General features: G+C 67.7%; 16 protein-coding genes. 7 read left to right on the top strand and 9 right to left on the bottom strand.

Annotated elements, in window-relative coordinates; translation table 11 throughout:
• Positions 1–27: 27 nt before the first annotated feature.
• The 5 genes from VEW47_04395 to VEW47_04415 form a co-directional block, all read right to left on the bottom strand.
• Complete coding sequence (locus VEW47_04395; GenBank protein HYS04412.1) at positions 28–2,727, bottom strand: hypothetical protein; 2,700 nt, start codon at positions 2,725–2,727, stop codon at positions 28–30.
• Positions 2,728–2,800: 73 nt separating this feature from the next.
• A complete protein-coding gene (locus VEW47_04400) occupies positions 2,801–4,156 on the bottom strand; it encodes a hypothetical protein (GenBank protein HYS04413.1) in 1,356 nt (451 codons plus the stop codon).
• Positions 4,157–4,177: 21 nt separating this feature from the next.
• Complete coding sequence (locus VEW47_04405; GenBank protein ID HYS04414.1) at positions 4,178–5,674, bottom strand: S1 RNA-binding domain-containing protein; 1,497 nt, start codon at positions 5,672–5,674, stop codon at positions 4,178–4,180.
• Positions 5,675–5,768: 94 nt separating this feature from the next.
• The gene (locus tag VEW47_04410; protein ID HYS04415.1) at positions 5,769–6,575 is read right to left on the bottom strand and encodes a haloacid dehalogenase-like hydrolase; all 807 of its coding nucleotides are present in this window, start codon (positions 6,573–6,575) and stop codon (positions 5,769–5,771) included.
• Positions 6,576–6,888: 313 nt separating this feature from the next.
• Complete coding sequence (locus VEW47_04415) at positions 6,889–7,191, bottom strand: BrnA antitoxin family protein (protein HYS04416.1); 303 nt, start codon at positions 7,189–7,191, stop codon at positions 6,889–6,891.
• A 744-nt stretch (positions 7,192–7,935) separates the two neighbouring features.
• Here VEW47_04415 and VEW47_04420 point away from each other — a divergent pair.
• From VEW47_04420 to VEW47_04440, 5 genes are all read left to right on the top strand, one after another.
• Complete coding sequence (locus VEW47_04420) at positions 7,936–9,318, top strand: alpha/beta fold hydrolase (GenBank protein HYS04417.1); 1,383 nt, start codon at positions 7,936–7,938, stop codon at positions 9,316–9,318.
• A gap of 116 nt (positions 9,319–9,434) precedes the next feature.
• Positions 9,435–10,874: a 3' terminal RNA ribose 2'-O-methyltransferase Hen1 gene (locus VEW47_04425; protein ID HYS04418.1), complete on the top strand. Its 1,440-nt coding sequence runs from the start codon at positions 9,435–9,437 to the stop codon at positions 10,872–10,874.
• Positions 10,871–13,462 carry a polynucleotide kinase-phosphatase gene (locus VEW47_04430; GenBank protein ID HYS04419.1) on the top strand — a complete coding sequence of 864 codons (2,592 nt, stop codon included), beginning with the start codon at positions 10,871–10,873 and terminating at the stop codon, positions 13,460–13,462. Before VEW47_04425 ends, VEW47_04430 begins: the two co-directional genes overlap by 4 nt.
• Before the next feature lie 68 nt (positions 13,463–13,530).
• Positions 13,531–17,034, top strand: coding sequence for an AAA family ATPase (locus VEW47_04435; GenBank protein ID HYS04420.1), 3,504 nt, complete (start codon positions 13,531–13,533; stop codon positions 17,032–17,034).
• 19 nt (positions 17,035–17,053) lie between these two features.
• Positions 17,054–17,269 (top strand): hypothetical protein, encoded by a 216-nt coding sequence (locus VEW47_04440; protein HYS04421.1) that lies wholly within the window; start codon positions 17,054–17,056, stop codon positions 17,267–17,269.
• Positions 17,270–17,338: 69 nt separating this feature from the next.
• On the opposite strand, the gene VEW47_04445 is transcribed toward VEW47_04440, so the two are convergent.
• From VEW47_04445 to VEW47_04455, 3 genes are all read right to left on the bottom strand, one after another.
• On the bottom strand, positions 17,339–18,277 hold the full coding sequence (locus tag VEW47_04445) for a nucleotidyl transferase AbiEii/AbiGii toxin family protein (protein HYS04422.1): 939 nt from the start codon (positions 18,275–18,277) through the stop codon (positions 17,339–17,341).
• Entirely contained in the window at positions 18,267–19,064 is a 798-nt protein-coding gene (locus tag VEW47_04450) for a hypothetical protein (GenBank protein ID HYS04423.1), read from the bottom strand. Before VEW47_04450 ends, VEW47_04445 begins: the two co-directional genes overlap by 11 nt.
• A gap of 357 nt (positions 19,065–19,421) precedes the next feature.
• Positions 19,422–19,883 (bottom strand): hypothetical protein, encoded by a 462-nt coding sequence (locus tag VEW47_04455; protein ID HYS04424.1) that lies wholly within the window; start codon positions 19,881–19,883, stop codon positions 19,422–19,424.
• 345 nt (positions 19,884–20,228) lie between these two features.
• Between VEW47_04455 and VEW47_04460 the strand changes: the two genes are divergently transcribed.
• Positions 20,229–21,515, top strand: coding sequence for a serine protease (locus VEW47_04460; GenBank protein ID HYS04425.1), 1,287 nt, complete (start codon positions 20,229–20,231; stop codon positions 21,513–21,515).
• 156 nt (positions 21,516–21,671) lie between these two features.
• Here the strand turns inward: VEW47_04460 and VEW47_04465 are convergent, their stop codons facing one another.
• Positions 21,672–21,815 (bottom strand): HNH endonuclease, encoded by a 144-nt coding sequence (locus VEW47_04465; GenBank protein ID HYS04426.1) that lies wholly within the window; start codon positions 21,813–21,815, stop codon positions 21,672–21,674.
• Positions 21,816–21,977: 162 nt separating this feature from the next.
• Between VEW47_04465 and VEW47_04470 the strand changes: the two genes are divergently transcribed.
• The gene (locus VEW47_04470) at positions 21,978–25,412 is read left to right on the top strand and encodes a helicase-related protein (protein HYS04427.1); all 3,435 of its coding nucleotides are present in this window, start codon (positions 21,978–21,980) and stop codon (positions 25,410–25,412) included.
• The last annotated feature ends 83 nt before the right edge of the window (positions 25,413–25,495 follow it).

Genomic DNA, 25,495 nt, shown 5'->3' on the forward strand with positions numbered 1-25,495 from the left:
TCGGCTTCCGCCAGTCTCAGTTCACCGCTACCGCCTGCCCGGAACACTTGCTGTGAATGCCGTCGGATCCGAGGACCTCGGCAGAGCCGGATCATCGCTCAAGCGGCTGCTCTCGTTCGAGCCGTCCCCGTCGGCATCGAAGGAAACCGTGGCCTGGTTCGACACCGTCTTCCCGGCCGCCAGACCGACCTTCAGCGCCGCCCGGATCGTGACCGTGATCGACGCCCCGGCGTCGAGCGAGCCGTTCCAGGTCACGGTATTCGTCTGCTGCGTCGCGAGGGCAGTCCCCCCCGTCGCGGTCGCCGAGACCAGCTGCAGCTCCGCCGGGAGCACGTCGGTGAGCTCCGCGCCCGGATTGTCGGGCTGCTGTGCCGTGCCGGTATTCATCACGAGGATGGTGTAGGTGACGAGACCTCCGACGCGCGCCGGTGGCGTGACCGACTTCGTCGCCGAGAGCGACGCGGCCGGGACGGCCGCGTTGAGCACGTTCACCGACTCGAAGTTCGCATGCTGGATCGGTCGGGATCCCGCGATCTCGATCGTTCCCGATCCGGTGGTCACGACGGCCCCTTGCGCGTCCACCGTCAAGGTGTCGGCGGTCGCCTGGTTGCCGCCGTCGAGCGACTGCGTCGTCGACGGAAGGCCGACGGTATCGACGTGGTCGTCCCCCCCCAACATCAGGAGATGCAACGTCTCGACCGCATCGACCGGCGTGGAGATCGCCGCAATGTCGCGCGTCAGGAGGAAGCCGGCCGGCGTGCCGGAGATGCCGAATCTTTCGTTCACGTTCGAGCCGTTGAACAGCAGCGTGTCGTCTCCGCCGCCACCGTCGATCGTGTCGCTGCCATCCCCTGGGTTCCAGTCGAAGGTGTCGTCCCCTCCCGATCCGTTCATCACGTCGCTTCCGCGGCCGCCGTGGATGACGTCCGGCCCCGCCCCGCCGGTGAGAACATCGTCGCCGAACTCGCCGTTGATGGTCATGGCGACCCCCGGGTTCAGCTGGGCGGAGGCGTCGACGGTATCGTTCTCGTTCCCGAGGGTGATCGCGAGACCGGTGAGATCCGCCACCCCGGTGAGGTCCTCTACGACGACGTTGTCCGTTCCGGCCAGGGTGTCCAGGGTGACGGTCTCGAGTCCGGCGAGGTCCATGACGATGGCGGCGACGTCGCGCAGCATCCGCACCCGGGGACCGTTCCCCTCGAACGTGATCTTCTCGTTCGCCCCCGATCCGTTGAACACGAGATTGTCGAGTCCGGCGCCCCCTTCGATCGTGTCGTTGCCGTCCCCGGGATTCCACGTGAACGTGTCGTTTCCGCCCGAGCCGGCGAGCACGTCGTCACCGCGCCGGCCGAAGATGATGTCCGGCCCCGCCCCTCCGGTGATCCGGTCGGCGGCGAATCCGCCATGGATCGTCAGACCGATCGCGGGGTTGGCCTGCGTCGAGGCGTCGACCGTGTCGCCGGTGTTACCCAGCTGGATCGTGACTCCCGTGAGATCCGCCACCCCGGTGAGGTCCTCGACCGTGAGGTTGTTCAGGCCGTCGTGCGTGTCGAGCGCGATGGTCTCGATGGTGCCGATATCCATCGTGATGGCGGCGACGTCGCGCTGCAGCACGACGCGCGTGCCGCTCGCACCCAGAGTGAAGTTCTCGTTCGCGTTCGACCCGTTGAACAGCAGGGCGTCCGTGCCCGGCCCCCCTTCGATCGTGTCGCTGCCGTCGCCCGGATTCCAAATCAACGCATCGTCGCCGTCCGAGCCGGCGACCACGTCGTGGCCCGGCCCGCCGGCGAGGGTGTCGTTGCCACCGCCGCCATCGATCGTGTCGTCGCCGCCGAGACCGTTGAGCGTGTCGTCGCCCTCACCGCCGAGGATCGTGTCCCCTTGGGGGCTGCCCTTAAGCACGTCGTTTCCTGCGCCACCGTCGAACGCCAGCACGACGGCGGGATTCAGCTGCGTCGAAGCGTCGGCTGTGTCATCCCCGTCGCCGAGCGACACACCGATCACCGCAAGGTCGGTGACGCCTGTGAGATCCGTGATCGTCACGTCATCGACCCCCCCGAGGCTGCTGATGCCGATCCGCTCGGTGGTGCCGAGATCCATCGTGATGGCGGCGACGTCACGGAAGAGGCGGACGCGCGTGCCGTTCGCATCGACCGTGATGTGCTCCGAAACGTTCGAGCCGTTGAACGTCAGCGTGTCGATGCCCGCCCCGCCTTCGAACACATCGCTGCCGTCCCCGGGATTCCAGGTCAGGACATCGTCGCCGTCGGACCCGAACACGATGTCATTCCCCCGGCCCGCGCTGATCGTATCGTCGCCGTCGCCGCCGACGATCGTGTCCTCGAGCGGAGTCCCGATCAGCACGTCGTTGCCCGCGCCGCCGTCGATCACCTGGGACGCGATCGCCGTGAAATTCAGGCTGCTGACTTCACGCAGATCGATCGTGTTGTCGAACGGTCCCGTGGCGGACACGGAGAGGCTCGTCACCGAATTGCAGGGAGTCGCCGTCGTGGTCGGCACGCTGTCGACCACGACCACGACGTTGCCGGACGAACAACCGACCGATACGGCTTCGCCGGCCGTGATCGACACCTGAAAATCAGGCGCTTCAGTGATCGTGACCGCCGCGTGCGACGACGCGACCGTGGCCGCGAACGCAAGGACCGACACCACCACGGCAATGCTGTATCGGGCAGAGCCCCGCCCTCGACCGGAATACGCCGTCATCGGATCATCCTTCCATAAGCCGCGCGCACGCGGGTCAACGTAACGTCCTGGAATGTAGAGTGGCCTTGGGCTTTCAGGGGGTAACCCCAGGAGTCCCACAGTCGCCGGCCGCGGGGAGACGCGGCAGACCGTCGCTCGATTGACCGTAGTCGAGCGCGCCGGCGGGACGGGTCAGGATCGCGATCGCTTTTCCAGGGGCCGGCTCCGGCGTGTCGATCGTCGTGAACGCGACATCACCGCCGACGATGAGACACTCCACCTCGCCGAGATTGACGCGGTCCGCCTCCAGCCTCACGCCGGCCGGGTCGAAGGCGATCGCGTCGCCCGGGATCACCGGCCACTGCGCGCCGACGGGAGAGCAGACCCCGGGCCACAGGAGCAGCTCCTCGAACCCGCCCCGGGTGTCGAGGCAGGCCGGGAGCCCTCCACCGTAGTGGCGCCAGACCCCGTCGTCGGTGGCGGCGTAGACCACGCCGAGGCGCGCGTCGTCGGCCTCCACCCGGTAGACGGTCCGCGGCGCGAGGAGCGTCCCGGTGATCTCCTGCCAGGTCGCGCCGAAGTCGCGGCTGACGAAGGCGTACGCCGTGCCGCCGTTCGGCGAGCCGGCGGCGTAGGCGCGGGACGGGTTGGCGGCGTCCCAATCCAGGAAGAAGCGGGCCGGGGCGGCGAGCACCTCGCTGAAAGAGTCGCCGTTGTCGGTCGTGCGCAGGACGAACCCCTCGTGCCCGGTGATCGCCAGGCCATGCACGAGCGGGTGGGCCGAGACGTCCGACGTCTGGTTGTCGCCGATCAGCCCCGAGTCCCACACGGTCTTCCAGGTCGCCCCACCGTCGCGGGACTGCAGCGTGAAGCCGCTGAAGAACGCCGTCTCGCCTCCCGACCAGACTGTGCGCAGGTCGGTCGGGGCGATCTCCAGGCAGTCGTCGCCCTCGTCGGCGGGGAGGAGTCTCCACGTCATTCCGAGATCGTCGGACTTCCAGATGCCGCCGCCCGCTGCGAATACGGCGGGGCCCCCCGGGACACCCTGGACGGCATAGACGTACGGCGGGAATCCACCCGGGAACCCGCCGTCGATCGGCGTCCAGGTGGCCCCGCCGTTGAGGTTCTGATACAGCCTGTGGAAGCCGCCGGATCCGTCGCAGGCGGCGAAGCGCACCTGCGGCCGCCGCGGATCGATCCAGATCCAGGTGACCGTGGCGCCGTCGAGCCCCGCCGGCCGCCAGCCGTTGCCGGTCGCGGACAGATCCAGGCAGAAGATCCCGCGCCCCTGGGTCCCCGCGCACAGAACGGATGGCGCGGCCGCCAGCGAGCGCACCAGCACGCCGTGCAGGCCGAACGGCTTCCATTCCCAGGTGAACGTGGCGGGCGCCTGCGCGCGCGCGGCGCCGGCCGCGCAGCCTACCGCGAAGAGGACTGAGGCTACCCGCATTGCTTGCCGCATGTCGCGTCCCTATTTCTTCGGCGGCCTCATCGCCGCGCGCAGCTTGTCGGCGAGCGAGCCGAAACTTCCGGGCTGCGCCTGCTCCTGCTGCTCGGCGTACTCGCGGACCTCGCGCTTCTCTCCCGCCTCGAGGACCGCCTTGCGACTGAGCTGGATCCGCCGCCCGGCCGGGTCCACCTCGAGCACGATCACCTCGACGTCGCTCCCCAGAGGAAAGGCCTTCTTGATGTCGCCCCCCCTGTCAACCCCGGTCTCCGAGACGTGGATGAGACCGGTCCGCCCGGGCGCCAGGAAAACGAACACGCCGTAAGTCTCGAGCCGCTCCACCTTACCCGTGAGGCGGGCCCCGGCCACGATCTCCACCCGGGCCTGGGGCTGCGGGGCCTCGGATCCCGCCGCGGCACTCCCCGTCGCGCCCTCGGCCCTCACGGTACCGGCCTCCAGCACCGCGACGCCGATCCTCTTCTTTTCCAGATCGATGTTCAGGATCTCGATCGCCACGGCGGCGCCGGGCGTAGCGGCGGCCTTCCATCCGTCCCTCTTCCCCGTGGGCGCGAACGCCGACACGTGGGCCAGGGCCTCGATCCCCGGCTCCAGCTCCACGAAGGCGCCGAAGTCGGCGACCCGGGTGACCTTCGCCATCAGCGCCTGGCCCACTCTGTACTTCTCGGCCACCGTCGACCAGGGATCGGCCTGCAGCTGCTTCAGACCGAGCGAGATTTTTCCGTCGCCGTCCCCCACGCGCAGGACTTTGACCGTGATCGTGTCGCCAGGTTGGACCACGTCCAGTGGATTCCCCACCCGCGACCAGCCCATCTCCGACACATGCAGGAGCCCCTGGACCCCGCCGCCGAGGTCGACGAACGCGCCATATGCCATCACCGACGCGACGCGGCCGGACAGGACCGCTCCGGGGACCACAGCCTTGCGGACCTCCTCGGCCTTCTCGGCCTCCTCTTCCTGCAGGAAGGCGCGCCGGGAGACGACCAGCTCCTTGCCATCCTCTTTGCATTCGATGATCCGGAACGTGTAGCCCTGCCCGACGTGGACCGAAGGATCGGCGGTGAACCGGGTGTCGATCTGCGAGATCGGACAGAAGGCGCGCTGCCCGCCGACCCGGACCTCGTATCCCCCCTTGATCGCCTTCTCGACGCGCCCCTCCACCGGGATCCCGGCCCGGAAGGCCTCGCTCAGGCGCTGCCGCGTGACGGCTCCCCGGGCGAGCTTGTGGGAGAGCTTCAGCCCGCCGACCGTCGAGACGACGACGGCCTGGACCTTGTCCCCGACCTTCACCTGGACGTCGCTGTCCGGATCCGCCAGCTCCGCGAGGTCGATGGTCGCCTCCCCCTTCCCGCCGACGTCGACGAACGCGACCTCCCCTCCGATCGCCACGATGGTCCCCTCGACCGTCTCCCCCTCCCGGTGGAACTTCGGCGCGGACGCCTCCTCCAGCATCCGTGCGAAATCCTCCTGTTCCTCGGAATCGGAGCGCGGGCGGTCGGCCATCTGCAATCCTCTTCTGATAGTGTGCATCTTATCAGCCCGACGCCCAGGGGGGCCAGGAAGGGCGTGCCGGTTGAACGCGGCGTTGTGGAGCAATTCAGCGCGACTTCCCTTCGGTCTCCTGGCGTTCCAGCTTGATCCTCGAGCACTGGGTCGCGACCGCGGCCCTGATCAAGGCACCAAGGTCGTCCTTTCGCCCATATTTTGGCGCGTGCATGCTGATGACCCTCGAGGGAATCAAGAATTCGACCAGCGCTCTTTTCGCTTTCCCCTCGTCACCGGGATTGAAACCTCCGAAGGTCGTCCCGCCGAAATACTTGACCAATGAGAAGCAGGGGATATCCGTGAGTCCATCTCCGACGTAGATCAAGTTCTTGAATGGCACTCGCCGCTTGGATTGCGGAACGTCCCGGTTGACGAGGTAAGGATTCCTCCTGGTCCTGCTCGGGGCGAGTCCTTTGTTGATCTCGAACTTGAGGACACCGCTCTCTTCATCGCCGGCCAGCTCACACCCGTAGACTCCGGAGAATTCCCGGCGAATGAAGCGGTGCCCCTGAATGATTTCCCGCAATCCTCCCGAGATCACGAAGAATTCAATCTCGATGTTCTTGACCTTCTTGACGCTCGCGCGCAGATCAGAGAGAAGGTCGGGCAGCCCGGGGTACAGGGTAAGAGTTGCCCCGAACGCCCGGAGGTCGGCATTGGTAAGAGCGCCCAGCGGCCGGCCGGGCCCGATGTTATTGAGCAGCAGCTTCAGGTAGGCCAGGGCGGGGTCGTAGCCTTGGGCGATCAGGGCCTTCGTGTCTTTCTTCCAGAATTTGCGGGTGTTGACGCCATGCCTCTCCAGGAGGGCGGTCGTGGAGTCGGGGGTGAGGGTGTCGTCGAAGTCGAAGACAAGCGCCAACGTCGAGGCAAAGCCGTTCAATGGCGGCCCCAGGAAACAGCCTCGAGTCAGAGCTGCCGGGCATCAGGGCCCGGAGAAGCGAGGCCGAGGGTTCAGCGATCCCTGTCGACGCGGGAGCCAGGCTCCTTCGAGCCGTTCCGCGGCACTTCTCTGCGCACCTCGTCAGATTTCACAACGAGGTCAAGAAGAGACTTGGTGACGGATTCCCACTGGCGCGGAGTCAGGGGCTTCGGATCTCTGGCAAGGTGCTGTGCGGACTTCAAGTCTGACCCTCCTCAAGTTGCCGGTATACTCCTCGACCGTCATCAACGTGTCAAGCCTTGCGGCGGCTCCCGTGCGACTCTTCACGCAGCCTCCGCTTCACACGGTAGGCAGGCATTTCCTCCCGCAGCACGCGACGCAACGTGTCCTCTAGAGGGTTGTATTCGGAGCTCACGTGCGCCCTGAGTGTCCGATTGATGAGAGTCTGGTAATTCCCGCCGCCGGCCTTGTGGACCTGGGATTTGAACCACGCCAGAACGTCATCGTCCAGTCGGATGGTGATCCGGGTCTTGCCCGCCGGGGCCTTGACTACCGGAGCGCGCCGTCCCCGACTGAAGTCGTATGACTTTCGCATCGTCCTCCCCTCATTTTGCCGCCCCGCTCGGGTCGCCCCGCGAGCGCGAGCCCTTCGGATTCTGACGTCCCGTCGTGTTCAGGTAATGATATGCACAAATGTACATATAGTCAACCCGAGCACTTCATCGACTCTGCCGAGCGCATCCTCTGCTCGAAGGCCGTGAGGGGTCCTCTTCAGCAACTCTTAACAAGCCGATCCCTATTAAATCTTCGGTGGTTCGTTTGAATAAGGGTTCTCGCCCATAAGGAGGAGATCCCTACCCCGCCCCGATCCCATGTTATGATTTCTACGTTATTTGCTCCCCGCTCGACACGCCGAAAGGCCTCGCTCGGGGTTATTTTTTTGGGGCAGGTCCTCTGCCCTCTGAACCCGCCCACCCGCGCGCCGTTGTGTTCATCGGCGGAGTTGAAGCCGTCCACGAAGGCAGCGACACGAATAGCGGCCAAGAGGTTCCTAGTGGGGGCGAGAACGTGGGCGGGGTGAAGCCTGGGGCCCGGCCGCGACAGAGGCATGGACACCTCCTCTGCGGCGAAATTCACGGATTGGATGGAAATGTACGACCGGACTTTGCGTCCGGTCAACCGGAAATTTTCAGGGATCCGCGGAGAATGGGGCCCCGGTCTCATCCGGCGCAACCGCACCGCCGACGCCACGCGTCGACAGCGTACGTGGCGTATCTTGACGTATCCTGCACCCCCAGGTTCTCACACGAACAGCCGCCGCGAGCGGCAGGAGGGTCTCATGACGAGCCGCTGGCACCTCTGTTACTTCATATTGATACTGATCCTCCTTTCTCAGGTGCCCTCGCGCGGCGCCACGCCGCCTGTCGTCGGAGGAACCGATCCGATCGCTGCGCGCACCGCGGTCGCGGACGGGGTGAAGCTGCGGTATCTCACGGCCGGGCACGGTCCCGCCGTCCTGCTGCTGCACGGCTACGCCGAAACCTCGCACATGTGGCGGCCGTTGATCCCGCGGCTCGCGGCGGGCTTCACCATCATCGCCCCCGACCTGCCGGGCATCGGCGGCTCCGACATCCCCGCGGACGGTCTCGACATGACGCGCGCGGCGGCCCGCGTGCACGCGCTCGTCAAAGGCCTGGGCGTCGACAAGGCGGTCGTGGTGGGGCACGACATCGGGCTGATGGTCGCCTACGCCTACGCCGCCCAGTTCCCGGCTGAGGTGGAGAGACTCGTGCTGATGGACGCGTTCCTGCCCGGTGTCGAGGGCTGGGAAGCCATTTACAACAATCCGGCCATCTGGCATTTCCGGTTCAACGGGCCGACGCCCGAGGCGCTCGTCAAGGGGCGCGAGCGGATCTACTTCGAGCATTTCTGGAACGACTTCGCGGCCGACAAGTCGCGGTCCATCCCCGAGGCCGATCGCCAGGAATACGCCACCGCCTACGGCCGCCCGGGGCGGATGCGGGCGGGGTGGGCGTATTTCGTCTCCTTTCAGCAGGCCGCACGGGACTTCGCGCAATTCTCGCGGACGAAGCTGACTATGCCGGTCCTTTCGATCGGCGGAGACAAGGCGAACGGCGACGCCCTGGCCCAGCAAGTGAAGCTCGTCGCGACGGATGCGTCGTCCGTGGTCCTGGCCAACACCGGACACTGGGTCATGGAAGAAAATCCGCGAGAGACCACCGACGCGCTGCTGCGCTTCCTTGGCTCGGCGCCGGCATCGACGGCGGCGTCCCAGGCCCTGCCGCAGATGCGGCTGACGCCCGACGAAGTCCGCGCGAACCAGACCGGCCCGGGCCAGATCGGCAGCTCGTTTCTCCCGGGCGTCAGCACCAAGGTCCTCTCCGGCGATCCGTCGCGGCCCGGCTTCTACACGATCGTCCTGTCCGTGCCCGCCCACACGACGATCCCGGCGCATTCGCATCGTGACGATCGGGTGGCGACAGTCGTGTCAGGCACCTGGCAGTTTGGATACGGCGACCGTTTCGCTGAGCAGGCGCTGAAGAGTCTGCCGCCCGGCAGCGTCTACTCGGAGCCGGGCGGCGCGAATCATTTCGCCCGGACCGGGACCGAGCCGGTCCTGGTCGAGATCTCCGGCGTGGGCCCGACCGACACACACTATGTCGATCCCGCGGATGCTCCGAAGCCGCCGGGAGGCCGATGATCCAGTGATCGCGCCTAATCCATCCGCAATCGCCGACCAAGCTACCACAAAGGACTTCCCTCGACCGGTCTTCGGGTATCCTCTACGTACAACTCAACCAAGGGTGCTCGTTTCACATGCTCCTGACCCTGACGACCACGCATCGGCCGGCGACCGATCTCGGTTATCTGCTGGCCAAGAATCCGGCGCGCTGCCAGACGTTCGAGATGGCGTTCGGGGAGGCGCACGTCTTCTATCCGGCGGCCGAGGCCGATCGCTGCACGGCGGCACTGCTGCTCGATCTCGATCCGGTCGGACTGGTCCGCGGGAGAGCGCGCGGCCCGGGCGGCGAGGCTGGAGCGCTCGCGCAGTACGTCAACGATCGCCCCTACGTCGCGTCGTCCTTTCTGAGCGTCGCCATCGCGCGCATCCTCGGGTCGGCACTGCGCGGAGAGAGCAAGGGACGGCAGGATCTCGCCGACACGCCCATCCCGCTCGAGGCCGCGCTGTCGGCTGTCCCCTGCCGCGGCGGCGAGGCGCTCCTGACGCGGCTGTTCGAGCCGCTCGGCTACGCCATCGACGCGCGGCGCCTGGCTCTCGACGTGCGCTTCCCCGAATGGGGTGAGAGCCCGTACTTCGCGCTGCGCATCGCGGCGACGACCCGTCTGCGCGATCTGCTGACGCACCTGTACGTCATGCTCCCCGTGCTCGACGACGAGAAGCACTACTGGGTGGGAGACGACGAGGTCGACAAGCTGCTGAAACGCGGCGAGGAGTGGCTGCCGCGTCATCCCGAGCGCGAGCTGATCGTCCGGCGATATCTCAGGCATCAGCGGCGTCTGGTGCGGGACACGCTCGCACGCCTGGTCTCCGACGAGGACCCCGACCCGCAGCGCACCGAGGAGGAGCGCGGCCGCGATGAGGCCGCGCTCGAGGCGCCGCTCAACCTGAACGATCAGCGCATAGGCGCCGTCGTGGCCGCCCTGCGCCAGGCCGGAGCGCGGCGCGTCATCGACGTTGGCTGCGGCGAGGGGCGTCTCGTCCAGGAGCTGCTGCGCGATCGCGCCTTCGAGAAGATCGCAGGGATGGACGTCTCGTGGCGCGCCCTCGAGATGGCGCGCGATCGGCTCGACCTCGATCGCCTGCCCCCCGCCGTGCACGAGCGGGTCGAGCTCTTCCAGGGTGCCCTCACCTACCGCGATCGGCGCCTCGCCGGCTACGACGCGGCCTGCGTCGTCGAGGTCATCGAGCACCTCGACCCCGCCCGTCTGCCCCCCTTCGAGCGTTCGGTGTTCGAGTTCGCGCGCCCGGGCACTGTCGTCGTCACGACCCCGAACGCGGAATACAACGTACGCTTCGCGAACCTCGCCGCCGGCAAGTTCCGCCACCGCGATCACCGCTTCGAGTGGACGCGCGCCGAGCTCCAGGCGTGGGCGCAGGCGGTCGCCGCCCGCTTCCGCTACACCGTCCGCTTCCTCCCGGTCGGGCCGGACGATGCGGAGGTCGGCTCCCCGACGCAGATGGCCCTTTTCACGGTGGCCTCGTCGGGCGCCGCTCCCCGGAGCGCCCCAGCATGAAGCTCGAGCTCCCTGCGCTGTCCCTCGTCGCTCTCGTCGGCCCCTCGGGCTGCGGTAAGTCGACGTTCGCCGCGCGGCACTTCAAGCCGACCGAGGTCCTGTCGTCCGACTTCTGCCGCGGCCTGGCCTCCGACGACGAGAACGACCAGGCCGCGACCAAGGATGCCTTCGAGATTCTCTACTTCATCGCCCGCAAGCGTCTCGCCGCGGGCCGCCTAGTCGTCGTGGACGCCACGAACGTGAGGGCCGAAGACCGCAAGCGCCTCATCGACCTGGCGCGCGAGTACCACGTCGTGCCGGTCGCCATCGTCTTCGACGTGCCCGAGGCCGTCTGCCACGAGCGCAACGCCACGCGTCCCAACCGTGACTTCGGCCGCCACGTCGTCCGCCAGCAGGCCCAGAGCCTCCGCCGCTCGCTGCGCAACCTCGGGCGCGAGGGGTTCCGCCGCGTGACGATCCTGAAGACGCAGGAGGAGATCGACGCGCTGACCATCGAGCGCGTGCCGTTGTGGGTCGACCGCCGTAGCGACAGCGGTCCGTTCGACATCATCGGGGACGTGCACGGCTGCCACGACGAGCTCGTCGATCTGCTGACGCGGCTCGGCTACGTCATCGAGGAGGGCGGTCAGGTCGCGCGTCATCCCGAAGGGCGCAAGGCGGTCTTCCTCGGCGACCTGGTCGACCGAGGCCCCGGCGTCCCCTCGGTGCTGCGTCTGGCAATGGGAAGCGTGGGTGCGGGGACGGCCCTGTGCGTGCCGGGGAACCACGACATCAAGCTGATGCGCAAGCTGCGCGGCCGCGACGTCCGCATCACGCATGGTCTCGCCGAGTCGCTCGAGCAGCTCGAGCGCGAGCCGCAGGAGTTCCGCGGCCAGGTCGCCGAGTTCCTCGACGGCCTCATCAGCCACTACGTCCTCGACGGCGGCCGTCTGGTCGTCGCCCACGCCGGCCTCAAGGAAGACCTGCAGGGGCGCGCCTCCGGCAAGGTCCGCGACTTCGCGCTGTTCGGCGAGACCAGCGGCGAGACCGACGAGTTCGGCCTCCCCGTGCGCTACAACTGGGCGGCGGACTACCGCGGCGCCGCGACAGTCGTGTACGGCCACACTCCCGTCCCCGAGCCGGTCTGGCTCAACCGCACGATCTGCATCGACACCGGCTGCGTCTACGGCGGCCGCCTCACCGCGCTGCGCTGGCCGGAGAAGGAGCTGGTGCACGTCGAGGCGCGCCGGATGTACTACGAGCCCTCGAAACCGATCGTGCCGATGGGCACCGGGATGGTGCAGGGCGCGCCGGCCGGCGAGGCGGCTTCTGCCGAACGGCGCCCCTACGACGACCTCCTCGACATCGACGACGTGACCGGCAAGCGCGTCGTCACGACGCGCATCCAGCACACCGTCACCATCCGCGAGGAGAACGCCATCGCGGCGCTCGAGGTGATGAGCCGCTTCGCGATCGATCCGCACTGGCTCATCTACCTGCCACCCACCATGGCGCCGCCCGACACCTGCAAGACCGGCGACCTCCTCGAGCACCCGCGCGAGGTCTTCTCGTGGTTCCGCCACCAGGGCGTGCCGCGCGTCATCTGCGAGGAGAAGCACATGGGCTCGCGCGCGGTCCTCGTCGTCTGCCGCGACGCCGCGACCGCCCGGCGTCGCTTCGGCGTGGCCTCCGGCGACGGCGCCATCTACACGCGCACCGGCCGCCCCTTCTTCCCCGACCCCGCGCAGGAGGGCGAGGTCCTCGACCGAGTGCGCGCCGCGATGCAGAAAGCCGATCTCTGGACCCGTCTCGCGACCGACTGGATCTGCCTCGACGCCGAGATCATGCCGTGGTCCGCCAAGGCGCAGGAGCTCCTGCGCCGCCAGTACGCCCCCGCCGGCGCCTCCGCCCGCGCCTCGCTGCGCGACGCCTTCGAGGCGCTGCGGACGACCGCCGCTCGCCCAGTCGACGCCGACGCCGCCCCCGTCCGAGACCTGCTCGCCCGCTACGAGACCCGCCGCGAGGCCGTAGAGCGCTACATCGAAGCCTACGGCCGCTATTGCTGGCCCGTCACGCGCGTCGCCGATCTCAAGATAGCCCCCTTCCACGTCCTGGCGGGCGAGCGCCGCGTCTACACCGACCAGGACCACCCCTGGCACCTGGAGACCCTCTCCGACCTGTGCCGCGCCGACGAGGGCGGTCTGCTCCAGCCCACCGCGCAGCTCGTCGTCGACCTGACCGACACCGCGAGCGAGCAGGCAGGCACGACCTGGTGGGAAGAGATGACTGCGCGCGGCGGCGAAGGGATGGTCGTCAAGCCGCTCACGTGGCTCACGCGCGGCCGCCGCGGCCTCGTCCAGCCCGCCATCAAATGCCGCGGCCCCGAGTACCTGCGCATCATCTATGGACCCGAGTACACGCTCCCCGAGCACCTCGAGCGCCTCCGCGCCCGCGGCCTGTCGCACAAGCGCTCACTCGCGCTGCGCGAGTTCGCGCTCGGGCTCGAGGCGCTGAATCGGTTCGCCGAGGGTGAGCCGCTGTACCGCGTTCATGAGTGCGTGTTCGGCGTGCTGGCGCTGGAGAGCGAGCCGGTGGATCCGAGGCTGTAGAAGGAGGATCAGAGCGGCTCGGTCATTCCGCGACCCCCCGATCCGGCCTATACTTACCACTCAATCCCATGTCCGCGAATCTTCTGTGGCTGTGCATCCTCGTCGTCATGGCGGGCGCTTTGCTGTTGCGCCGGCGCTACCTGTCTGCCCGCACAGCCCCCGGCCCCGCCGCCAAGGACGCCGCGCCCCCCGACCGGCCGTCCGCCGCCGGCCCGCGGCCGCCGCTGTCGGTGTCGCTGCACAGGCTGGCCTCTGAGCTGACGAGTTTCTACGACGATTCCGCCCAGCCGACCGATCTGCTCACCAACCCCGACTTCGCCCGCGGGGTCGCGCTGTTCACCCGGGAAGAGGCGCCGGTGGACCTGGTGCTGTCCTACGTGACCGGCGACAACTCGGTGATCTCCTGCATGGCGTCGGCGGCACTGAGCGAGAGACACGAAGCGGGGGATGTCGCGGATCGAATCGTCGACGCTGTCGGCGGCATCGGAGGATGGCCGCTCTACTTCGCGCTCCGGTATCTCGAAGGGGCCGTCCCCGCGGGCGAGCCGCTGGTGGGGCGCGTCCTCTCCAAGGCGGGCGAGAGCTGGAACCACCGCGTCGCGCAGCAGATCCTGAAGGACTTCGTGGCACGCCGGACGGCCGCGGGGGAAAGAGCCGCGTTCGGCGCCCACCTGCAAGGGCTGTCGCGCGGGTCCCTCAAGGCGCTGGAGGAGATCCTGAAAAGGCTAGGGCCGGAGGCCGCCCCGCTGCGCGTCGAGTACGAAGACTTCCGGAAGGAGTGGATCGACGTCGACTACCTGGCGGCCGTCGGGACGCTGTGGAGCGCCGACGCCGCCGAGCGCGCTTCGATCATCGAGCACGACGCGCTGCAGGCGGCGGTCGCCCTCCTCGAAGCGTCCTATCTCGCCGAGCGCCCGCGCTCGACCCTCCTGGTCGGCGAGCCGGGTGTCGGCAAGACCGCCATCGCGCGCGCCCTCGCGGCCCGTCTGGGGCGCACCGGCTGGATCGTCTTCCAGGCCGGCGCGGCCGAGCTGCTCGCGGGGCAGATCTACATCGGCGAGTTCGAGAAGCGCATGCAGGAGGTCCTGCGCCACCTGTCCCGGCCGCGGCGCGTGCTGTGGGTCATCCCCGACTTCCCCGCCCTGGCGCTCGCCGGCCGCCACAGTTACAGCCAGGTGGGGGCGCTCGATCTCGTCCTGCCGCTGATCGAGCGCGGGGAGATCACAGTCCTCGGCGAGTGCGAGCCGGCCGCGTACGATCGGCTGGTGCGCGAGAAGCCGCGCTGCACGACCGCCCTGACCGCCCTGCGCATCCAGCCGACATCGCAAGCCGAAACGCTCAGGCTGGCGCGCCGGTGGATGCACAAGCACGCGGGCGCCGGCGACGCGGACGAGGCGGCCGCCCGCGACACCGAAGCGGTCATCCAGGAGGCGGCGCAGCTCGCGCTGCAGTTCCTCGGACACAAGGGGATGCCCGGCAGCCTCCTCGAACTGCTGCGGGTCACGCACGAGCGGCTGACGGCGGGCGCTCCCGCCGGAACCGGTGCTGCGGCCGGCCCCCACGCCCCGATCGCCGTCGACGATCTGATCGTCACGCTGTCCCAGATGACCGGCCTCCCGGTACACATGCTGGACGACCGCGAGGCGCTCGATCTGACCGCGCTGCGGGCGCTATTCGCGGAGCGGGTCAAGGGACAGCCGGAGGCGGTCGACTGCCTGGTGGATCGGGTCGCGATGATCAAGGCGGGGGTGACTGATCCGACGCGCCCCTCGGGTGTGTTCCTGTTCGCCGGCCCGACCGGCACCGGCAAGACCGAGATCGCCAAGACGCTCGCCGAGTTCCTGTTCGGATCCCCCGAGCGGATGATCCGCCTGGACATGAGCGAATTCCAGGCGATCGACAGCCTCGATCGTATCCTCGGCACCATGGAGGAGGGGCGGGGGGATTCGCTCGCCGACCAGGTGCGCCGCCAGCCGTTCTCCGTCGTGCTGCTGGACGAGTTCGAGAAGGCGCACGAGCGCGTCTGGGACATCTTCCTGCAGGTGTTCGACGACGGCCGCCTCACCGACCGGCGCGGCCGGACCGCGGACGTGCGGCACGCCATCATCATCCTGACCTCGAACCTCGGCGGCGCCATCCCGAGCGGCCTCAGCCTCGGATTCTCGGAAGAGCACGGAGGGTTCCGCGCCGGAGTCGTCACCCGCACAATCGCGAAATCCTTCCGCAAGGAGTTCCTCAACCGCATCGACCGCGTGGTCGTCTTTCGGCCGCTCAGCCGCGAGGTGATGCGGCAGATCCTGCAGCGCGAGATGTCGGCCGCCCTGCAGCGCCGCGGCCTGCGCTCGCGCGCCTGGGCGGTGGAGTGGGACGAGAGCACCATCGAATTCCTGCTGACGAAGGGATTCACGGAGGACCTGGGCGCCCGCCCGCTGAAGCGGGCGATCGAGCGCTATCTGCTGGCGCCCCTGGCGACCTCCATCGTGAACCGCGAGGTCCCCGCCGGCGACCAGTTCCTGCTCCTCACCGGCCGCGACGATCGTCTCGACCTCGAATTCATCGACCCCGACGCGCCGCAGGCGGCCGGCGACGTGGTCGTCCCCCTGCCGGCGATCGCGTCCGATGCGCCCGCGCCGCCCGGCTCCGCCCGGACCGGCGCCGATCTCGGAGGGATCGCCCTGCAGCCCGGCGGCCGCCCCGAGGAGGCGGATTTCCTCCGGACGCGGCTCGCCCTCCTCTGCGCCCGCGTCGAGAGCGACGGCTGGAAGCAGGACAAGGCGAAGGCACTCGAAGAGACCGGCCGGCCCGACTTCTGGTCCTCGCCCGGACGATTCGAGATCCTCGGACGCTACGAATACCGCGACCGCATCGAGTCCGGCGTGCAGCGGGCCGGCTCCCTCCTCGGCCGGCTCGCCGGACGCCCCGGCGATCCGCGCAGCCGCTATCCGCGCCACCTGGTCGGCGCCCTGGCCCACAGCCTCTATCTTCTTGAGACCGCCTGCGCCGACGTCGAAGGACAGCGCCCGCGCGAGGCGTTCCTCCTCGTCGAGGCGAAGACCAGCCGCGGCGCTCCCCACCCCGAGACGGACCGCTTCGCCTCGGAGCTCGCGGCGATGTACCGCTCCTGGGCCGCCAAGCGCCGGATGCGCGTGCAGGTGCTCGAGGAGAGGGCCCCCGACGGCCAGCCCTATCGATTCCTCATGGCGGTCAGCGGCTTCGGCGCCTTCTCGATCCTCGCCCCGGAGGACGGCCTGCACGTCCTCGAGCAGCCCGAGGACCGCCCGCATCAGTTCGAGCGCTGCCGCGTCCAGGTCAGCGTCGTCCCCCAGCCGCTCGAACCCGCAGGCGACGCCCCCCGCGCGCTCCGCTCCCAGGCCGAGCGGTCCCTCGAGCAGCACGCCACCCGCAACCTGCGCGTCGTCCGCAGCTACCGCCGTGACCCATCTCCGCTGGTGCGCGACGGCATCCGCCACTACCGCACTGGGCGGATCGATCTCGTGCTGGGCGGGGACTTCGACCTGCTGGGTGGTCGGGCGGGGGCGGAGGAGATGAGCGAGACTACCCTGCCTTCCTGAACACCCCGTAGCGCACCGCGTGCTGATGACCACGCTGCAGATTCTGGCGGCGGAGACTGCTGGGGTGGAGCGTCTCGTTTTCCACACCGGCGGACCAGGAGGCGAGGAAGATTTGAAAGCCGCCATAGACCTGGTCAACGGCAGGCTGGCGACCTCGCGCGCCATCGAAACGCGCAGGCTGATCGGCCAGATCGCCGGGCTGGGCCTGACATGGGGGGTCAGCGACGGAAACTGACCGTCCTCCGAATCGGCGAAAGCCCAGCGCTCTGGAACTCCCTAATCAACGTCACCTGCCGGGCGATTCCTATGGATCTGAACGTTTTGCATCTTCCATTGAATCGCGGGATGGGCGGCAATCCTCGCGGCCTGCTCCGGATTGGCGGGAAAGAGAATCTCGGGTCGCAGCTCTCCCCGCTGGATGGCCTCGACATAATCCCTTTCGCTCGCTTCGAGACTCAGAAGAGGCCCGACGACGGCCCAAACCCTCTCGACGAGTTCGTGGGCGGACGGGACCGCGACAGCGACCAATGGGCGGAGCGACCGTGCGATCTGTGATACGCCCCTCGATCCTCTCGCGGCCGTAGAGCGTCAGCGAACGTTCGAGAACCGCCGAAAGGGCGATGAACAACGCCCGGAACTCCGGCGTCCGCGTGGTCTCAGCCACTCCGCCCGGCAAGTACGCCACGTCCCATAGATCCCGGGGCGCGAAGCGGTCCAGAAGAGCGAGCACCTTGCCGACGACGAGCTCCGTCTGCCCGACGACACGAGCATGCGGTCGATCCAATTCCCCGGGCTGCCAGACAGAGCGGGTCTCCGTGACGGCCAGCGGAAGCCTGAACAGATAATTCATATCCAGCTCGATCCTGTCGTCCTGGCCGAGAACGGATCGGTACGTCAGAAAAAACTTCCTGCCGGCGAAGGAGTCCGCCGACTGCTGTACGCGGTACCCGAGACGCCGCGCGAGATCGGCTGCAGCGCGCTCCACCCGCGGTCGATCCGCGAGCATTCGCTCCCGCTCCAAGTGCGCGATGTAGTTGAAGTCGAGATCGACGGACAGCCTCTGCGGCGGACCAAAGCAGAGGTTCAGGGCGGTACCCCCCTTGAGGGCAAGCGCCTCTCCCAGGAGGGGGTGGCGAGATACGTCGGCGGCCACTTCCCCGAGCCGGACGACCTTCTCGAGCGGGATGATCTGGAATCCGGTCTCGGCGGCGCAGCGCTCCAGATACTCGAGGCTAGGGTTCATCGGCCTCGCCCGGCCGATCAAGAATCGCCGGCAGGATGAGGTTCCACCGCGGCGCCAGCCTGCCCCCTCGACGGCCCCGCTCCAGGTATTGCGGGGAACGTGGACGGTGCCGCTCGATGCGCTCGAGCACGCGATCGGGCACGTGGAAGGATTTTCGGAAGCGCTCCAGGAACCAACCACTCGCTGACCAAAGATTCGCCAGTTTGTAGCGGCGCAGGACCTCCTCGAGCAGATCGAGATCGAGCGTCGGGAAGGCGCTTGCGGAACGCACCAGCTCCTCGAGTCCCCCGGCCAGGGCCGGCCGCCGGAACCCTTCGACCAGCGTCCGCTCCGGACCGGTGGTCACGAGCAGGCGACCCCGCCGCTCGACCCTGCGCGTCGCCAGGTGACGGCCATCCCCGGCCCTCAAGAGCTCGGGGTCATCGAGGAAGCGGATCGTGCTTCCGCCCAGTACCAGCGAACGGCGACGTTTGCGCGTGTAGAGCGTGCACTCCCTCCATGCCGAGTGCGCGACGCCCACGAGCTCGAGGGCGCTATGGTGCGAGAAGACAGCGTCCGACCGGGCGGCCGCCGCCACCATGAAGGGGTCGGGCATAAACCGCCCGGCACGCGTCCCTGAGGGCACGACCGCGTACAGACCGCGGGCCACGAGTTTGACGTGCCCGGATTCGAGGTGGTGCTTCAGCCGCTGCACGGCTCCCGACCGTCCGCGCGGAGGCGCGAGGGCGCTGGCGGCCTCGTCGAGGGAGAAGACCGGGTGGGTGGCAAAGAAGTCGTGGGTTTTCACTTTGCGCTCCGTGTGTCGCCGGGGGACAATCTTCCCCATATCGACTCGGAACGTCAAGTCGTCTTCGACTCGAGACCAATGGATGTCGGCCACACGAATAGAGGCCAAAGGATTCCTTGCGGGGGCGGCAAAGGGGGCAGGATGAACAGAGAAGGATCTACGTCAGGATACGCGCGCGAAGCAAGGGGTTCTTGGGGCTGTCGACAGATAGCGCACAACTCCGCAAGCCGAACGGCAGTATGATTTCGCCCAACCACACCAAGAGGACCCGTGCGCGAAGACGCCCCTCCGCCCGATAAGTCAGCCGAAGCCGGCTACGGCTGGCAGTCAGACCTGCCCACGTTCTACGGCGAGCAGTCACGGGTCGTCCGTGGGCGGCTGAAGGACTTCATCCCCGACGCCGGCACCGAGCAGATCCGCGCCTGGGACGCGTCGATCCCCTGGCTGCAGCGCGAGTGCCGCGAGCTCGTCGACGCCTACGCCCCGGCCAACACCTACACCGCGATCCTCGAATACGAGCTGCCGCGCGAGTCGCGCCGGCCGGACGTCATCATCCTGGAGAACGGCGTCGTGGTCGTCCTCGAGCTGAAGGGGAAGGACACCCCGTCGCAGGCGGACATCGACCAGGTCTTCTGCTATGCCCGCGACCTGCGCAGCTATCACGCCGAATGCGCCGACCGCCCCGTGCACGCCGTCCTCGTGCCGACCCGCGCCGACCGCACTCCCCGCACGCTCGACGGTGTACACGTCGTCGGCCCGGAGGGAGTCGACCGCCTCCCTCCTCGAATGCACCAAGGTTCCGGCCTCGAGTCCCCTCACGCCCGAAGCGTTCCTCCGCCGGGATGCCTACGCTCCCCTCCCCAGCCTGGTGCGCGCGGCGCGCGACCTGTTCGCCCGGGAGCCCCTGCCGAGAATCAAGCGGGCGCGCGCGGCGACCGAGCCTGCCGTCGACCGGGTCACCGAGATTGCGCACCGGGCGGCGGCCACGTCAACGCGGCACCTGGTGCTGCTGACCGGCGTCCCCGGAGCTGGCAAGACCCTCGTCAGTCTCTAGCACATAATCGAGGGCGATTCCCGCTTGTTTTCCTTTGCCTGGGGAGCGCAGACTTGGGGTCACGCTCGCATGAGGATGCGGCACAGTTGCCCCAGCACAGAAAGGCAGCGATGAAGCAACGCGCGCTCGGAATGGCCCTGATCATTACTTGGTGCATGACCTTGCCGCTCCGTGCCGACAGCGTCACGGAGAGGAGCCTGACGCTGCAATTTGTACCTCAGGAAAGCACCGGCTCCAGCGCGCCGACGCTTGCGGGCGGCATGGCAAACCGCGCCGTCGCCGTGACGTTCGAGGACGTACGCCCACCGTCCGAGGCCGCGGCGGTCGGAGAGGGAACCGATGATCACGACCATCTGTTCCCGTGGCATTCCACGAACTCGGTGATGGAATTCGCGACCGAAGTGTTCCATCGCACCTCTGTCGCCTGGGGTATTCAGGAAAGCGCAGGAGCAGACCTGACCCTCGCGTTACGGATCACGCGTTTCTTCGTGACGGAGAAAGACCAGGCGGTTGGCTCGACCTACGCGGCGGAGGTTCGGATTGGGTTCGCGCTGAAAGACCGCGCTGGGGCTGTGCTGGCCGATGGTGCCAGCGCAGGCAGCGCCCGGCGGTATGGGCGAAAGCGCAGCGGCGAGAATTGCAACGAAGTGCTAAGTGATGCCATCAAAGAAGCGTACGCCAACCTGTTCGACAATCCGAATCTCCAGGCCGCGTGGTCTGGCAAGCGCCCGACGTCGACGAGTCGATCGAACGACGCGGCGCCACCGGCCGCCGGCACGGCATGGTTCGTCGGTCATCGCTGGCTCGTGACGGCCAATCACGTGGTCGAGGGGCACAGCTCGTTGTCGATTGTCCTCGAGGGTGGGACGCAGTTGCCGGTGCGCGCGATCACACGGGATGCCGCGAACGACGTCGCGATCCTCGAGCTTGACGCCGATCCACCGACGACCACCGGGTGCCTCGTGCTTTCTTCCGGGGGACTGATGATGGGGCAGTCAGTCTTCACGGTCGGCTTTCCCCATCCGGACATCATGGGCACGGGGCCAAAGCTCACCACCGGGGAGATCAGCGCGGAACAGGGGCTCATGGACGATCCGCGCCTTTACCAGATCTCTGTTCCGGTGCAGATGGGGAATAGCGGCGGCCCCCTTCTGGGCACGCGTGGCGATGTGGCTGGATTGATTGTCGGCAAGCTGAGTCCACTCGTCATGTTGCGTACGACCGGCGACCTGCCCGAGAATGTCAACTATGCCCTGAAAGCCGACTATATCCGGCCGCTGCTTCGAGGTCTGTCGTTGTGCCAGTCCCCTCGACCCCAACCAGCGCAAGGCGAGACCGATCTGAGCGCAGTCGCCGGCCGCGTCCGTCACGCCGTGGTGATCGTCATTGCGAACTAGAAGACTCCGGGGCCTCCTCTCCGAATTTTCGCGACCGTATCACACCGGCGGGCGTTAGCCGGCCCTCCTGAACATCCCGTGCCTCTCTTCGACGAACTCGAGGTTCGGTCACATCGCGGGGTCGCGTGGCCGCAGAAGGCGCGCGTCGTGAAACCCTTACAGGCCGTACTTGAGCATAGGCCCATCCGGCTCCGGGAGAACGTCTAGACGCAGCCCCACGGTCGGGTCCGGCCGCACGCCGAGGATGTGGCGGTCGAACGCCGCGTGGTGCAGCTTGGACAGCGCCAGTCCGTTCGGCACAACCGGCCGTCTTCGGGGGTATCATAGGCGGCAATCCACGCCCTATCCGGATTTTCGTAGCCGGACCGTGACCAGGGCGGTTGAGCCCGTGAGCCACATCTTCAGCAGGCCTTTCGGACTTAGCAATTGGGTGTTTATCATGCTCGCCGCAGAAGCAGCAAGGTGACCGCCGCCACCAGGATCAGCCCAGGGCAGGTCCTCACCGGCCCGCTCTTCAATGAGCCGATGCGGGTGGAGACCGTCCAGGGCAATGGTCCAGAAAGCTGGGTGGTCGGGCTGGTTGGTGCGCAGTCGGAGCGCTACCGGAAGGTGACGCTGACCACCGCTGAACTCGCGCGCCTCACGATTCTCGACCCTCGTCACTCCTTCAACGGCGATGGGCGCCTTCTCCGTCTCGGTCTCCAGGCCTACGCCCTCGGCATTGCCTACGAGTTCGATCCGTACTTTGGGCTCTCGATTTCCCGCGTGGATCCCCTCCCCCACCAGCTCGAGGCGGTTTACGACTACCTACTCAAACTCGCGCGGGTGCGGTTTCTCCTGGCCGACGACGCCGGAGCGGGCAAGACGATCATGGCGGGCCTGCTCATCCGCGAGCTCGAGCTGCGGGGCCTCGCCGAACGCGTTCTGATCGTCTGCCCGGCCAACCTCGCATTCCAGTGGCAGCGCGAGCTGAAAGAGAAATTTGATACCAAGTTTCTCGTGACCAAAGGACAAGATATCCGCGAGCAGTTCGGGGTCAATCAATGGCTGGAGCGGAACCGGGTCATCACTTCGCTCGATCTGGCGAAGCGCCAGGACATCCTGCCCGGGCTGCGCCAAGTGCACTGGGATCTCGTCATCGTGGATGAGGCGCACCGGATGTCAGCGGCGGACGAAACGCACAAGAGCCTTCGATACAAGCTGGGGGAGCTCTTGCGGGACACCTCGGACCATATGCTTTTGCTCACGGCAACCCCACACAAGGGTGACCCGCTGAACTTCAGCCTGTTTCTGCAGCTCCTCGATGCCGACGCATACGCCGACGTGAAGTCGATCCGCGCGGCTATGGACCGGCGTCGGGCGCCCTTCTACCTGCGACGCACCAAGGAGGCGATGGTCTACTTCCCGGAGCGCCGACCAGACGGCACCTGGGCCGCCGAGAAGATCTTCACCAAGCGCATCCCGCACACGGTGGACTTCCACATCGACGGGGCGGAGTTCGAGCTCTACCGCGAAGTGACGCGGTTTGTGAAGCGCGAGAGCGCGCGCGCCGCGGCCGAGGGTGAAGACCCGCGCGCCCGCGCGATCGGCTTCCTGATGTCCCTCTACCAGCGACGCCTCGCATCTAGCACGTACGCCATGCGGCGTTCGCTGGAGAAACGGGCCCTGCGCCTCCAGGAGGGGCTCAAGCGCGCCCAGGACCTGGCCCGGCTGGCGCCGCCTGACATTCCCGGTCCGGAAGAGATCGAAGAAATGGAGGAGAGCGAGCGCGAGCGGCTCGAGACTTTGCTCGAAGCCATCACGCTGGCGGGAAGCGCCGAACTGGTGCGAGACGAGGTGGAGGAACTGCGGCGCCTGGCGACCCAGGCCCAGGCCGTCGAGAACGCAGGAGCCGAGGCCAAGCTCTCGGAGCTCAAGGGTCTCCTTCGGAAGGAAGGGTTCTTCGACCATCCGGACCAGCGCCTGCTCCTCTTCACCGAGTTCAAGGACACGCTGGACTACCTCGTGACGCGGCTCAAGTCATGGGGCTTCCGCGTCGGCTTCATCCACGGCGGCATGAAGTCGGGCTCCCGCGATGATCCGGGCACGCGCCTCCATGCCGAGCAGCAGTTCCGGGAAGGCGAGATCCAGGTCCTGGTCGCCACCGAGGCCGCGGGCGAAGGGATCAACCTCCAGGTTTGCAACATCCTCTTCAACTACGACATCCCCTGGAACCCGAACCGCCTCGAACAGCGGATGGGCCGCATCCACCGCTACGGCCAGCGCAAGGACTGCCTGATCTTCAACTTCGTGGCCACCAACACGATCGAGGGGCGCGTCTTGCAGCGGCTGCTGGAGAAGCTCCAGGAGATCCGAGACGCCTTGGAAGACGATGCCGTCTTCAACGTCGTGGGGGAGGTCCTGCCGGCGGCTCATGTCGAGCGCGTGCTGCGCGACTACTACGCCGGGCTGCTCGGAGACGCCGACCTCGAGGAGCGCCTTCTCCATAACGTCGACGAGGGACAGTTCCGCGCCATCTGCCAGAACGCCCTGGAAGGGCTGGCGAGCAAGAAGCTCAACCTCGAGATGCTGATCGAGCGGCGCGCGCGGGCGCAGGAGCGCCGCGTCGTTCCGGAGACCATCGCGCGCTTCCTCCGCGAGGCAGCCGAGTTCGTGCCGCTCACCCTCAAGACCATCCCAAGCCTGTCGCACACCTTTGAGCCGGCGCGCACGCCTTCGGTCCTTCGTCGCTACGAGAAGGACCCGGACTGGAAGCTCCCGGCTCTCGCGGACCGCTATCCGCGCTGCTCCACCGACAGGGAGACGGCGGAAACGGAGAAACTGGAATGGGTCACACCCGGCCATCCGTTGTTCGAATCGATCCGGCGGCATACCCACGCCCAGGCGCTCGATGTCCTCGGCAAGGGCGCGACCTTCCACTCCCTCCAGCACGAGCACCCGGCGCGCATCGACTTCTACCGGGCGCGAGTGGTGGATGGACTCGGGCAGGTCATCCACGAGCGACTCTTCGCCGTGGAGATCTCCGAGGATGGCGAGCCTCGACTTCAGGAGCCTGGCCTGCTCGGCAACTTCGCGCCTGCGGATCCGCCGGCCGAGATGCCCGCGGTCGCAGCTCTTCCGGAGCCAACGGCGTGGCTCCACGAGAACGCGCTCGCCCCGTTCCTCGAAGAGACTCGCAAGGATCGCCTGGCCGAGGTCGAGCGGGTCAGCTCGCACGTGGAGCTCTCGCTCACCGAGCTGCTTCAGCGAGCGGACGAGGAGATCGGGCGCGCGGCGGCCGACGTGGAGCAGAAACTCGCCGGCGCAGAGGGACGGCTCGCGCAGGCGGAGACGCGCCACGCGGAGCTGCTCGCCCGCCGCGAGCGCCGCAGGACCGACCTCGACCGCCAGCGGGCGCTCACGCTCCAGGCGGTGGAGCGGCTCGCGAGCGTCCTCGCGCTGCCGCACCCCGAGCGCGAGGCGCCAGAGGTGCGGCGTCTCAAACCGAACTTCGAGACCGAAGCCGTCGCTATGCGCGTGGTGATGGAGCACGAGCGGGCGCAGGGTAGGCAGGTCTACGACGTCTCAGAGAAGAACCTGGGCTATGACGTCACGAGCCTCGACCTTGCCTCTGGCGAGCTGCGGCTGATCGAAGTGAAGGGGCTCGGCGCTGCGAGCGGCACGATCCTGCTCACCCCCAACGAGCGCCGCGTCGCAGAGGATCGGCCCGACTGCTACTGGCTTTACGTCGTCACCAACTGCGACGATGCACCGCGGCTCCAGGAGCCGATCCGCGACCCCGCGAGACTCGACTGGCACGAGGTGACGAAGGTCGCGCACTACTACCTGAGCGTGGACGCAATGAAGAGGCCGATGCTGGTGCGCGAAAGCACACCACCCTATGGTGGCACCTCGTGACCCGCGAGCACTCTTCCGACCTCATCGTTGGCGGCTAGAACCTCGACGTCTACCTCGCGGGACGCAGAGTTAGGAGCGCCGCA

The organism is Candidatus Dormiibacterota bacterium, from assembly GCA_035635555.1.
In the GTDB taxonomy this organism is placed as follows: Bacteria; Acidobacteriota; Polarisedimenticolia; order Gp22-AA2; family Gp22-AA2; genus Gp22-AA3.

Excerpts from the sequence above, each read along its gene's own strand:
- VEW47_04420 (HYS04417.1), top strand. The coding sequence starts at position 7,936 with ATGACGAGCCGCTGGCACCTCTGTTACTTCATATTGATACTGATCCTC.
- VEW47_04430 (HYS04419.1), top strand. The coding sequence starts at position 10,871 with ATGAAGCTCGAGCTCCCTGCGCTGTCCCTCGTCGCTCTCGTCGGCCCC.
- VEW47_04395 (HYS04412.1), bottom strand. The coding sequence starts at position 2,727 with ATGACGGCGTATTCCGGTCGAGGGCGGGGCTCTGCCCGATACAGCATT.
- VEW47_04445 (HYS04422.1), bottom strand. The coding sequence starts at position 18,277 with ATGAACCCTAGCCTCGAGTATCTGGAGCGCTGCGCCGCCGAGACCGGA.
- VEW47_04460 (HYS04425.1), top strand. The coding sequence starts at position 20,229 with ATGAAGCAACGCGCGCTCGGAATGGCCCTGATCATTACTTGGTGCATG.
- VEW47_04400 (HYS04413.1), bottom strand. The coding sequence starts at position 4,156 with ATGCGGGTAGCCTCAGTCCTCTTCGCGGTAGGCTGCGCGGCCGGCGCC.
- VEW47_04435 (HYS04420.1), top strand. The coding sequence starts at position 13,531 with ATGTCCGCGAATCTTCTGTGGCTGTGCATCCTCGTCGTCATGGCGGGC.
- VEW47_04415 (HYS04416.1), bottom strand. The coding sequence starts at position 7,191 with ATGCGAAAGTCATACGACTTCAGTCGGGGACGGCGCGCTCCGGTAGTC.
- VEW47_04425 (HYS04418.1), top strand. The coding sequence starts at position 9,435 with ATGCTCCTGACCCTGACGACCACGCATCGGCCGGCGACCGATCTCGGT.
- VEW47_04405 (HYS04414.1), bottom strand. The coding sequence starts at position 5,674 with ATGGCCGACCGCCCGCGCTCCGATTCCGAGGAACAGGAGGATTTCGCA.